Origin of the sequence: Sphingobacterium sp. CZ-UAM (genome assembly GCF_002000245.1) — a bacterium.
GTDB lineage: Bacteria > Bacteroidota > Bacteroidia > Sphingobacteriales > Sphingobacteriaceae > Sphingobacterium.
This window is the reverse complement of sequence record NZ_MTCM01000006.1, coordinates 253,756-266,997: the sequence shown is the minus strand read 5'-3', so window position 1 is coordinate 266,997 and position 13,242 is coordinate 253,756. Positions and strand designations below refer to the sequence as shown.

The following is a 13,242-nucleotide window of genomic DNA, read 5'->3' as shown; positions in this document are numbered from 1 at the left end:
CAAAAACAAAACAATAACCAATTTTTTATTTCATATGATTTACTTTACTCGAAAAGTAACCTTTTCCATGGGGCTGGTTTTCTTGTGTGCCTGGTTGAATTCGGTATTTGCACAGGACCGTATTCAGGTCAGCGGGCGGGTGCTGGATGCCCAGGATCAAAAACCACTCACTGGCGTAACGATCACACAAAAGGGCACCAGCAATGCAGTTTCCAGTAATGGAGAAGGTCGTTTCCAGATTTCGGCCTCACAAGGCAGTATTCTTCAATTTAGTTTTATTGGCTATGACAACAAAGAGTTGTCCGCCAATAGTACCATGACTGTTCAGCTAAACGCTGCGACTAATGTCCTTGAAGATGTTATTGTCATTGGTTACGGGGCCGTAAAACGGAAGGACGTAACTACTGCAATATCTTCTGTATCAACCAAAGATTTGGAGAAGAGGCCGGTCGTAAGTTTGGGACAGGCTATACAAGGCAAGGCGGCCGGTGTATCGGTGATCCAGCCCAATGGAGCACCAGGAGGGGAAATGTCAATTAAAGTCCGGGGTACAACATCATTCAATGGATCAAACGATCCCCTTTATGTTGTCGATGGATTACCTGTTGAGGACATCAAATTTCTATCGCCAAGTGATATTACAGACATCCAGATTTTAAAGGATGCTTCTTCTGCGGCTATCTATGGGTCGCGCGCAGCAAATGGTGTTATTCTTGTGACCACAAAATCCGGAAAAGCAGGGGAAGCTAAAATTACCTTGGGAGCGCAGGCGACAGCAAATGTCGTAAATAATACCGTAAAAGTATTGAATACCGCGCAATACAAGGAATTGATGGAGGAGACAGGTTATGTTAAACTGCCAGAAGGGCTTACTGATCAAACAGACTGGTTTAAGGAAACCTATAAAACCGGAGTTCAACAGAATTACCAGTTATCAATCTCTGATGGTAATGAAAAATTGCGCTATTATTTGGGTGGGGGCTATCTGACTGAGAAAGGCACGCTGCAAGGTTCATTCTTTAGACGCTATAACTTCAAAGCGAATATAGACAATCAGGTAAAAAAATGGATGAAGGTTAACGCTAATATATCTTATGCGGATTACAATACCAACGGAATTATATCAGGTAATGGATCTAATCGGGGTGGAGTAGTTACTTCGATCATCAATACACCAACTTATGCACCTATATGGGATCCTTTGTTCCCCGATCGGTACAACACCAATTTTAATGGGCTAAATATCAACAGCCCTTTAGAAAATCTTGAACGAACCAAGAATAACAATAATCGTGAGAATAGGTTATTGGCGACAGGAAGTGTTTTGATATCCTTTATGCCCAATTTAACCTGGAAGTCTTCATTTTCAATGGACAGACGATCGGGCGTACTGACAACATTTTTAGATCCCTGGATTACACAACAGGGTAGAAATCAGTTTGGAGAAGCTTCCGATGCCCGAAACACAAACACGGTATTGACCTGGGATAATGTGCTGACTTATAGCAGAAGCTTCGGAAAACACAGCTTGGAGGCGATGGCGGGTTCATCCTGGACCGATTCAAAATATACCAATAGTTATATTTATGGTTCCAACTATGCTAACGGAATTATTCAGACACTCAATGCTGCAAATAAGATTTCATGGAATGGAACAGGATCAGGAGCGTCCAATTGGGCTATCTTATCTTATTTTGCCCGTGCGATGTACAATTACGATGGAAAATATCTTGTAACTGCAAATATGCGTGCGGATGGATCGTCTAAATTAAGCCCTTCTGGTCGTTGGGGATATTTTCCTTCGGTGTCAGCCGCATGGCGCTTATCCGCAGAAGATTTTATGAAAGATGTGGACTGGATCAATGATCTGAAAATACGTGGCGGATGGGGCCAGACCGGTAACCAATCCGGACTTGGCGACTATTCTTATCTATCGTTCAATGTAATTCAGCGCTTACCTTGGTTTGAGGACAAATACCAATATTCTCCGCCAAATATTGGGAATTCGACTACATTGCGAGCAACAGATCTAAAATGGGAAACGACCACTCAGGCAAATGTGGGGATTGATTTCTCTACATTAAATAATAGATTGAACCTGACCTTAGACTACTACCATAAAAAAACAACAGATATGTTGATGGAAGTGAGCTTGCCTACAGGCTCTTCTTCGGCGAGTACAATCAAACGGAATGAGGGGGAGATGACCAATAAAGGATTTGAGATTGGCATCAGCTCCAAAAATCTTACAGGCGATTTTACATGGAATACAGATTTCAATATTTCCTTTAATAAGAACCGTCTCGATAAACTGGTCTTTACAAAAATCTACAACGATGCGGTTACAAATAACTTAGTCAATGCAACGGTCGTTAGGAATGAGCCTGGCAGGCCTTTAGGTGGATTTTACGGTTATATCTCCGATGGTGTAAATCCAGAGACAGGCGAATTGATGTATAGAGATCTGAATGCTGATGGCAAAACATCTCCTTCCGACCTGACTTATATTGGAGATCCCAATCCTAAATTTGTATATGGATTGACAAATAACTTTTCCTGGAAAAATTTTGACTTAAGTATATTTCTTCAGGGCACTTATGGTAATGATATTTTCAATGCGAGCCGAATGGAAACCGAGGGCATGTATGATGGCCGTAATCAAACGACAGTTGTACTCGATAGATGGCGCGTCCCGGGACAGATTACACATGTGCCTAAAGCAGGCTTTGATATCAGAAACTCATCTTATTTTGTGGAAGATGGAAGCTATTTGCGCGTAAAAAATATTTCATTGGGTTATTCCATTGCACCTGAACGATTGAAAAAGATTGGAATTCAAAAGATCCAGCCTTATTTTTCCGCCAGCAACCTATTTACCCTAACTAAATATTCAGGTATGGATCCGGAGGTAAACCAGTGGGGAAATTCGGGAAGAGTACAAGGTCTCGATTGGGGGACTTATCCGCAAAATAGATCTTTTGTACTTGGTGTAAATGTAGAATTTTAATTGAATTGTGATGAAAAAAACAAATATTAAATACGTTTTACCTTTGTTTGTGACAGGTTTGCTGCTGGCTTCTTGCTCGCTAAATCGTGATCCTCTGGACAGTTATACAGATGTGAGCCAAGGTAAAACTGAAAATGGAACACAGATCGTCTTTAAAAATAAAAGCGAGGTTGATAACTTTCTTTCGGGGATTTACCAACAGATGCGCGATAGGCAAGAGCATTGGTATTTGGATCTATTACTGATCGGTGATTCCCATGCGGACAATGCGTACGCAGGAACAACAGGAGCCGAAGTTGTACCCTTTGAGAATAATTCTATTGAGGGATCTAATTCCGTTATTGATCGCGATTGGGCGCGTTATCTCGAAGATATTGCGCGAGCCAACCGTTTAATCATCAATGTCGATAGTGTTGCGGATAAATCCATTAGTGATGCGGACATCAAAGTCTATAAGGCACAGGGTAAAATCTTTCGGGCGTTGGCAATGTTTGATATGGTGCGCATATTTGGATCCATTCCGGTAATCACAACACAGGGAAAAGATATTACCGCGGAAAATATCGAAGCAGTATATCCAGAATATTTCCCCAAACAGGCGACCGAAGAGGAAGCGCATAAACAGATTGAGAAGGATCTTTTGGAGGCTCTGGTTGATGCCCCGGTCAACAACAATGCAAATAAAACCTTGTTTACAAAGTCTGTCGCCCGGGCAATGTTGGCCAAACTCTATGCCGAAAAGCCCCTCCGGGATTACAATAAAGTTATTCAGTATGCGGACGCATTGGCTGGAGATGGTTTTGAGTTAAATCCTAATTACGGAGATCTCTATGAATTGAATACGGCAAAGACCGATTTAGCGCAACGAAATACCAAAGAATCAATTTTAGAGGCGCAATTTATGCCTGGATCGGGCAACTGGGCGACCTGGATGTTTGGCCGCGACCTGTCTAATTACGACAATGCATTTACCTGGGCCAAATGGGTCACACCATCACGCGATTTGATTCAGGCATATACGAATGAAGCAGATCAAATTCGGATGGCGCAATCCATTGTTTATTATACAACAACCTGGAGCAACTATTACCCCTCAAACCATTATCCTTTTATGTTCAAGCTGCGTTCGGGCTTGAATAGCATCGTCAAACTCCGCTATGCCGATATTTTATTGCTAAAGGCCGAAGCCAAGATCCAATTGGGGTCAGATCTTTCCGGAGCAGCTGACATTATTGATAAGATCCGTGCACGTGTAAAATTACCGAAATTACCTGCGGGAATTCGGTCCAATAAAGATGCTTTATTGGAAGCATATCTGAAAGAACGCCGCCTGGAATTGGCCTTCGAAGGACAGCGTTGGTTTGATTTGGTCCGTTTGGAGAAAGTAGAAGCAGTCATGAATGCCGTGTATGCGAAGGATTCAGGAAGAAAGGCGCAGGTATATCCGTTCACAAAGAATTCCTACCGTCTGCCGATTCCACAGCCGAAAATTGACCAGAATCCTAACTTAGTTCAGAATCCAGGATACTAATTATTTTAATTGTTTATGAAACGTAATAATAACACTATGATATATACATTCTTGTTGTCCTGTTTGATCACAGCAACATCTTGTAACCGTGATAGCTTCGTACCTTCACAAGGTGATGATATCAAAAAATCTGGCGATGTCACTGTGGTAATGACCAATACAAAGCGCGCCTATGATCTGACCAGAAAATACGTCGACTTTAGCACAAAGTTTAATATGTCGCCGAATACAATTACCTTAAATCCCACTCAAAAATTTCAGACAATGGACGGATTCGGTGCGGCTATTACCGGTTCAACATGTTACAACCTGATGAAAATGAGTAAGGAAGATCGGAAGAAGTTTCTTACCGAGACTTTCTCCGATAAAGATGGAATAGGCATGAGCTATATCCGTATTGCTATCGGTTGTTCGGATTTTTCATTGAGTGAGTATACCTGTTGGGACAAAGAAGGAAAGGAAAATTTTGGACTTCAGTCAGAAGAAACCCAATATGTCATCCCTGTGCTGAAGGAAATCCTGGCCATCAATCCGAGCATCAAAATTATGGGATCACCATGGACTCCACCAAAATGGATGAAGGTCAATAATCTGACTGATCTAAGGCCTTTCGATTCCTGGACCAGTGGACAATTAAATCCAAAATACTATCAGGATTACGGCTGGTATTTTGTGCAATGGATTCAGGCAATGAAAAAAGAGGGCATTAATATTTATTCGATTACTGTTCAAAACGAACCATTGAATCGAAAAAATTCTGCTTCAATGTACATGTCATGGCAGGAACAGCAGGCATTTATCAAACAATCCTTGGGACCTCAGTTAAAGGCCGCAAATATAACGACAAAGATCTATGCTTTCGACCATAATTATAATTATGATAATATGGCCGATCAGGAAGATTATCCGATCAAAATCTATAATGACTCCGGCGCTGCTTCTTTTATCGCTGGCGCTGCCTACCATAACTATGGTGGAGATAAAGCCGAGCTCATCGATATTCATAACCAGCGACCAGATAAAGAATTAGTCTTTACAGAAACATCCATTGGCGAATGGAATGAGGGGCGTAACCTTGACAAGCGTTTGATGGAGGATATGCGCGAAGTAGCGTTGGGAACAGTAAATAATTGGAGTAAGGGGGTTATTGTTTGGAATTTGATGCTGGATACCGATAAAGGGCCAAATCGCCAGGGCGGTTGTCAGACCTGTTATGGCGCTGTTGATATTAGCAAGTCAAATTACAAGAGTATCACACGCAATTCGCATTATTATATTATAGGTCAACTTTCATCTGTAGTGAAGCCTGGGGCAACTCGCATTGGTGCTACCGGATATACCGCTGAAGGATTAGTCTATAGTGCCTTTAAAAATACGGACGGAACCTATGCTGTGGTATTGTTGAATGAATCGAGTGATAATCGGAAAATTACGCTGGCAGATGGTAAAAATCATTTTAGCTATGAGGTTCCCGCGAATTCAATAGTTTCTTATCGGTGGAAAAACTAAATAATGGGCTTATGAAAAGATATCTCATCAATATACTATTGGGAACAGTAGCTGTTGTCAGTTCCTGTAAAAAGGATGAAAAATATGTATATCAAATCGGCGATCCCAAAATTGAATTGAAATCAGCTATTTCTGCTGCTCATTTTGGTGATAGTTTGGTTTTTAATGTTCGTGTATCGGATAGCGAAGTCGCTTTGTCCACGCTGAAAGCTCAATTATATTTTACAGATGATAAAGTTAACGAAACGACGATCCGTACAAAAGAGAATGGCGAGTATAGTGGAAAAATTTATGTCCCTTTTTTGAAAGACATCCCAGATGGAAAAGCGACGCTTAAGTTTGTTCTGCAGAATATTAGTCAGAAGAAGACTGAACAGTCTTTTGAAGTAGATTTAAGCCGTCCGGACTTTCCTTACCTCACTTTGGTTACTGAATCAAAGTCTTATCGGATGGAGAAAACTGGACGGAATCAATATGCCGCCAAGGAGAATTTTCCATTTTCCGTTAAAGGGTATATTCAGGCGCCAAAGGTTGGTGAGCAGGGGAATAACATGACTTTTGGATGGGTCAATAATGCCATTTCACTCGGATCCATATTGGATATTCCATTCTCAAATTCAACCTCTGGTGTATATAGTATCGTATTTAATACCTTGACTTATCAGGCATCACCTTTTATTATCGCCTACGCGATCGACGGTACGGTTTTTAATCGTCTTGATGATACACATTTTAGAGCGGAACTGAATATGACCAAAGGTAATTCGGTCACGATCGATGGTATCGAAGATTTGAAAGATTGGTGGATTGATCCGGATTTCTTTAGCCAGTCAGCCGATGGAAGCATTACATTTAATGGCATTAATGGAAAATACCGGATTACGGCTGATTTTGCGCTAAAGTATTTTGTCGTCGAAGCGATGGCGGGAAATGACCTTGCTAAATTGCAGGAAGATGGTACTGGAGCTGTATGGATTATTGGAGAAGGTATTGGAAAACCAAAGGTATCCAACAATCAGGTGGGCTGGAACACAGATAAGGCACTTTGTTTAGTCCCATTGGGGAATAAGAAGTACCAAATTACAGTAAAGGCTGGGGAGTCTATCAACACCGATAATATCAACTTTAAGTTTTTCCATCAGAAAGGCTGGGGTGGCGAATTTGGCGGAGCGGATGTAACAACCCCGAGCGATCTGATTTTTATCGGTGACGGTAAAAATGGACGTGATTCCGGAAACCTGGGTATCAAAACGGGTAAAACCTTAGACGCTGGAAAAACCTATCAATTTATGCTGGATTTATCCGCCGGTAATAAAAAAGCTGTACTTACAGTTGCACCAAAATAATCTGTCTTTTGATTTTTCAGTCCCCAGGTAAGGCTTTACTTGGGGACTTTAATATTCCTATTGAATTTGCGGATTCAGGGATTCATTTATATATTTGCCGAACTCACAAGATGAAAGCTAGACAGTTCATATGGATTTTATTGCCTTTGATGCTCCTCCAGAGCTTCTCAACAGTGTGGCTATGGTCCATTTTTGAGCTGAATCGCGATTACATCGCCCGTTACGAATGTATCAACCGTTTCAACGATAAGGCACTCTCGTGTAGAGGACAATGTATCCTGATGAAGAAAATGCGTGAACATGAAGAAAAGGAGCAAAAGAACCTTGAATCACGTATTATCGATGTCGTTTTTATCAATAACTCCCAGAGTTTTGATTTTAAGATTTCTTCTTTATTTCAAGAAGAGGAAGTGGAACGCTCGTTCCCTGAATATAAAAAAAATTATTCTTACAGACCAATCTTCACAATTTTCCACCCACCGTTAGTTTAAATCCATTTTAGAAGTCATCGTGACATGTATGTTGCTAATTTGATAGCGATATACCTACTCATGGTCAGTTCATCGGCTATAAAGTATAATTTATTCCGATGGAGCCATCGTTATTTATTCGATCGTATCAGGAATAACCAGGCAAAGCTATTGCTGAATGCCGCTTAGTACACGCGATGAATAAATCTGATCGCTTTATCAGTACTGAATAAAAATTTAAGCAGATGAAAATTTTATTTGGACAGGTCGTCGTTTTTTGGATGACGGGTTCCAGCTCGTCCCCGTGCCAAAAGCCCGGCCTGTGAGTCAAGCTAAGATAGGATTTTTTTATGAAGGTAAGTTTATTGATAAAAACCATTGGTTTTTATAGTGCTATAGCGTGCGTTTTTCTCGGATCATGTACAAAAGGAAAAACGGATTATGAAGCCGAAAGAGGTGGTGTTGTTGATGAGGTTGTTGAATTCAAGGAGGTTACAAGTGCTGTGACCGCTGGTTACACGATCAGTATAGAGGCGTTGAATGGAACATTCTATCGCGGCTATAATGATATTCGTGTGAAAATTAAGGATACACAGACGAATACGCCGGTTGAGGTGTCGGCTCTTACATTTCTGCCCATTAAAACCGCTGTTACAGGAGAGAAGAGTTCATGCCCACATCAGTATGATTTCGGTTATAACGCGGAGGATAAGTATTTTTTCGGTTATACAGTTTTCACGAGCGAAAGTGGCACCGAAGGAAGTTGGACCCTCGATATCAGTTTCACAGTCGGTAATCAAACCGTTTCCCTGATAAAAGAGGTGTCAGTCAGACAGCAGACAAATAAAAATCTGAATATGACTGCCTTTACGGGGAAAGATGATCAGCAATATATCATCGCATTGGTTTCTCCGCAGAAACCCAATGTTGCAGAAAATAAATTGGTCGCTGGTATCTATAAATTGAATAAGCCACTTGATTCATCATCGAAGAGCATCGCTGATCAATTGAAGTTTTCCTATTCGCAAGCCGATCGTTATACACTGAAGTTAGACCCACGTATGCCTGAACCTTCTATGGGCAATCACTCATCTCCTAACAATAAAGATTTGATCCAGGATAGGGACGGTTTATACCATGGTGTGGTGAATTATACCATGACAGGAAATTGGACATTAAATTTTATCCTGTTGGATCCAGATGGAAAAGTAGTCCGTGGTACAGAGGTGCCAAAGGATTTTACACCGGGAGTGGAAGGACGTAAGAGCGAGCTACATCTCGATATTTTATTCTAAGAGTCATGAAGAAATTAAGTACTGTTCTTTTTATTCTTTCTCTTGGATTGAAAGTACACGGGCAGGGTACCCCCGAAAAAAGAGATACAACCAGAAGGTTAGGCGAAGTTAATGTCGACGCACAGGTCAGGCGAAAAGTTGAAAGTGACCTGAAAATGGCTGTCTCCGTCGATGAGTTTTTGGCTTCATCGGACAATATCAGCTTTATCAAGCGTGGGGCCTATGCATGGGAACCTCTGTTAAATAACATGAGTACGGAGCGTGCAACCATAACAATTGATGGCATGCATATATTTGGCGCCTGTACAGATAAGATGGATCCCATAACTTCCTATGTGGAAAGTAATAACCTGTCTTCCATTGATATCAAATCCGGACAAGGGGGGAATATGCATGGGGCTACTGTTGCGGGAAATATAGACCTTAAAAGGAGGAACACCCCCTTTGGTCTACCTCAAAAAATAGGCGGAGCTTATCAGACAGAATTCGAATTTAATAATAAGCAGGCATTTAATCTTGGTAATCTATTCTATTCAACAGACAATTTTGTTGCCGATGGTAGTATTGCCTATCGTAACGCAGGTAATTATTATGACGGGAACAACAAAGAAGTATTGCATTCACAATATAATAAACTGAACGCATCATTGGGCCTAGCCTATAAGACAAGTGCACTTTCTGCCGTCAGGGTAGATGCGATATTTGACCGTGCAAAAGATGTTGGTTTCCCGGCTTTGCCTATGGACCTCTGGTTATCACGTGCGATTATTACATCCGCATCCTATAAGCAATTGTTTGAGGAAGGTTTGATAAAAGTATGGGATACCAAAGTTTATTTCAACGCTGTGGAGCACTATATGGATGATACGACGCGTCCGGAGAATTTGGTACACATGGATATGCCGGGGTGGAGTACGACCTATGGATTGGTATCAAAAATAAATTTGAAAAAAGATCAGTATTCCTCGGAAATACAGTTGAATGCCTATGATAATCTCTCTATAGCGGAAATGCGGATGTATCCTCAGGATCGTTCCAAACAAACCATGTTTGCCTACAGCTGGCCTTGGATTACAACCCGTTTTGCAAGTATTGCGATGAATAATTCCTGGGAAATTTCCGATCGAAATAAGGTGAATTTAGGCGGTTCGTTAGGCTGGAATTACAATTACTCAAAATACGTGGAATTTAACTGGATTTTTCATCCGGGGGCGCCACAAAAGAAGAACAGGGTACTTCCAAGCCTACAGGCCAGTTACGAGTTAAACTTAAATCAATTTGATATCGCAATCGGAACAGGCTTTGGACATCGTGCTCCTTCCGTTTCGGAAGCCTATGGTTATTATATCTACAATAGCTTTGATCGTTATGATTACATCGGAAATCCTGATCTCAAAAATGAGATTTCTTATGAGGTCAATGCCAGTGTTGGATTCAAAACGGAAAAACTAAGTGTTGCCGCGAAAGTCAACTATTTCTATATCGACAATTATATTATCGGACGGATCCTGAGTTTAGGAAGCCCCATGAATTATCAATCCGTTGGTGTAAAAGGCTATACATCGTTGAACTATGCGACGCTGTTTAATACAGCGGTGAGCATGGATTACAAAATCCTGGATAATCTGCATTGGAAAGCGGTGCTTACCTATGCCAGAGGCAAGGACGACGCGGGGGGAAATCTCCCTTTTATACGGCCATTGAGTTATCAGACAATACTGCATTATGGATCTAAACGGCTCGGCTTGCAGACTTCACTAAACGGTGACTTCGCACAGCACAATTACAGCCCCATGTACGGTGAAGATCTAACAGCAGCCTACAATCTGTGGAACCTGTCCGCAGATTACAGTTTCAGTCTTGGCAGATTCAAAACTGTCTTTCAGATTGGGGCAGAGAACCTGTTGAATGAATATTATAGCACCTATGCGGATTGGGGAAATATTCCGCGGATGGGACGGAATATTTTCACATCCCTAAAAGTCAATTTTTAAAAATCAATCACATTTAAATGACATATACAATGAAGAAAACAACAAACTATCTGATTTTAGTGGCTGTTTCATGCGTAATGATTGCCTGTAGCAAAAACGAGCACAGCCCAGTCGCCAACAATATCAGTTTACATTTTAATAATACTTTTAAAAATAACACGATTGTTTTGGGTGGTGCCAATTCTGTTGATGCAAGCAGCAATATTTCCGATAGCGCTCAAGTGCATCATCTTTCCGAGCTTAAGTACGTTGTCAGCAATATTCGGCTTGTAAAAGCAGACGGAACGGAGGTTCCCTACAATGTAAATGACTTGGACAAAGGTGCTACTGTCGTTAACCAGGCCAAACCGGCAAGTCTGGACTATGTATTGACCAATATACCTGTCGGGAAATATCGGCAGCTCAAATTTGGACTAGGAGTGAAGCAAGAAATTAATACACTGGATCAGGTCAGATTTCCGGCATTTTATGCGGCGGCAGGTGCCAACGATACGGATATGATGTGGCAATGGGCAACTGGCTATCGTTTTACGAAGATCGAAGGTTTCTTTGGCAGTGAAAATAAAGCATTTCAGGTTCATACAGGAAGCACCTTGAACGGAGAAGGGGGTAAGCCCGAAACGTATACACAGGGTGTAGATGCCTATCGCGATATTACATTAGATCTTACAGCTGCCGCTGTCGTGGGCAACAATGCACCTAAAATCACCGTCAAAGCAGACTTTGATAAATTGTTGAGTGGACAAACGAAGGTAATCCTTACAGCAAAAAATGCGATTACACCGAGCCTGCATAGCAGCATGGCAGCCATGGAAGTATTTGTAAATAATATTGGTGGTAATGGCAAAGAGAATAAGAGTGGTATGTTCTCCGTCGAGCGTGTCGAAAACGACTAAAGGAAACATAAATTGATAACAAGGTCATCAGGAGTTTAGCGTTATTTAAAAATAGTAATGTCTCAAATGTTCATATGGTGGCCTTGTTTCACTATAACATTTTACAGCCTCTTGATATTAATAAGTAACAATAACCGCATTAGCGGCCTATTCTTAATGCAAAATCAAGTATTCGAATGAAAACAGTCTTATGGGTATTAACCGCACTGTTAATTGCAATGTCCTGCAGTAAAAGAGAAGGGAACGAATCGATCAACAATCCTGAAATTTCTTTGGAGATACCTGCTGAATTTCCGGCTTTAAATAGTTCCGTAGCGCAAAATAGACCTACAATATATGGCGTCGAATTAGGCGAGAAGTTATTTCATGAAAAGAGGTTCAGCGGAAACAATACCATTTCCTGTGCGAGTTGTCACAATCCCGCCCTGGCTTTTTCAGATGGCAAGCAACAGGCCGTCGGTATTTACGGACGGACGGGATTTCGTAATACCCCCGCTATCCAAAACATGGCATTTATGAAGTTTTATAATTGGGACGGGAATATCCTGCAATTGGAAAAACAACCTCTTGTTCCAATAATTACACATGAGGAGATGAACTCTTCAATTCTGGAGGTGATCGGTAAAATTGCTGGTGACGCCGATTATAAAAAATTATTTCAAAAGGCATTTGGCGATGCAAGTATAACGGCTGATCGAATTTATCGCAGTATTGCACAATACGAGTATACTTTGATTTCAGCAAACAGCAAATACGATCGTGTAAAAAGAAATGAAGGCGATCAATTTACGGCGGAAGAAGCCCGGGGATATGCAACGTTCAAAAGTAAATGCGCAAGTTGTCATAGTACTGCATTATTTACCGATCAGAGTTTTAGGAATGTTGGGTTTCCATTGAATCCAAATGCGGAGGAAGCAGGACGTGGACGGGTGACAGGGCGTCCGGCAGATCAGATGGCCTTTCGCGTTCCGTCGTTACGAAATGCTATGTATACGGCCCCCTATGGGAGTTTTGGCCAATTTCCAACCTTAAGGTCTGTTTTGGATTATTTTGATAAAGGTGTATTGGATGCAGAAAATCTTGACCCTATTCTAAAAGAAAATGGGAATCGAATTCCATTAACAGCACAGGAAAAGCTAGATATTATCGCTTTTATAGAGACGCTCAGTGACCCAACATTTATTGGAAAGTAAT

The 13,242-nt window shown here is 41.2% G+C and carries 9 protein-coding genes; all 9 read left to right on the top strand.

Annotated elements, in window-relative coordinates; genetic code table 11:
• Nucleotides 1-34: 34 nt before the first annotated feature.
• The 9 genes from BWD42_RS20485 (at nt 35) to BWD42_RS20445 (ending at nt 13,241) form a co-directional block, all read left to right on the top strand.
• Complete coding sequence (locus BWD42_RS20485; RefSeq protein ID WP_077438259.1) at nt 35-3,007, top strand: SusC/RagA family TonB-linked outer membrane protein; 2,973 nt, start codon at nt 35-37, stop codon at nt 3,005-3,007.
• A gap of 10 nt (nt 3,008-3,017) precedes the next feature.
• Nucleotides 3,018-4,538 carry a RagB/SusD family nutrient uptake outer membrane protein gene (locus BWD42_RS20480; protein ID WP_077438258.1) on the top strand — a complete coding sequence of 507 codons (1,521 nt, stop codon included), beginning with the start codon at nt 3,018-3,020 and terminating at the stop codon, nt 4,536-4,538.
• Between the two features lie 36 nt (nt 4,539-4,574).
• Nucleotides 4,575-6,047 carry a glycoside hydrolase family 30 protein gene (locus BWD42_RS20475; RefSeq protein WP_139351227.1) on the top strand — a complete coding sequence of 491 codons (1,473 nt, stop codon included), beginning with the start codon at nt 4,575-4,577 and terminating at the stop codon, nt 6,045-6,047.
• 11 nt (nt 6,048-6,058) lie between these two features.
• The gene (locus tag BWD42_RS20470) at nt 6,059-7,393 is read left to right on the top strand and encodes a DUF5125 domain-containing protein (RefSeq protein WP_077438256.1); all 1,335 of its coding nucleotides are present in this window, start codon (nt 6,059-6,061) and stop codon (nt 7,391-7,393) included.
• A gap of 110 nt (nt 7,394-7,503) precedes the next feature.
• Nucleotides 7,504-7,884: a hypothetical protein gene (locus tag BWD42_RS20465; RefSeq protein WP_077438255.1), complete on the top strand. Its 381-nt coding sequence runs from the start codon at nt 7,504-7,506 to the stop codon at nt 7,882-7,884.
• A 329-nt stretch (nt 7,885-8,213) separates the two neighbouring features.
• Nucleotides 8,214-9,158 (top strand): hypothetical protein, encoded by a 945-nt coding sequence (locus BWD42_RS20460; RefSeq protein ID WP_077438254.1) that lies wholly within the window; start codon nt 8,214-8,216, stop codon nt 9,156-9,158.
• 5 nt (nt 9,159-9,163) lie between these two features.
• Nucleotides 9,164-11,152, top strand: a complete 1,989-nt coding sequence (locus BWD42_RS20455) for a TonB-dependent receptor plug domain-containing protein (RefSeq protein WP_077438253.1) — start codon at nt 9,164-9,166, stop codon at nt 11,150-11,152.
• 29 nt (nt 11,153-11,181) lie between these two features.
• On the top strand, nt 11,182-12,048 hold the full coding sequence (locus BWD42_RS20450) for an MbnP family protein (RefSeq protein WP_077438311.1): 867 nt from the start codon (nt 11,182-11,184) through the stop codon (nt 12,046-12,048).
• Between the two features lie 176 nt (nt 12,049-12,224).
• Nucleotides 12,225-13,241: a cytochrome-c peroxidase gene (locus BWD42_RS20445; protein WP_175992108.1), complete on the top strand. Its 1,017-nt coding sequence runs from the start codon at nt 12,225-12,227 to the stop codon at nt 13,239-13,241.
• The last annotated feature ends 1 nt before the right edge of the window (nt 13,242 follow it).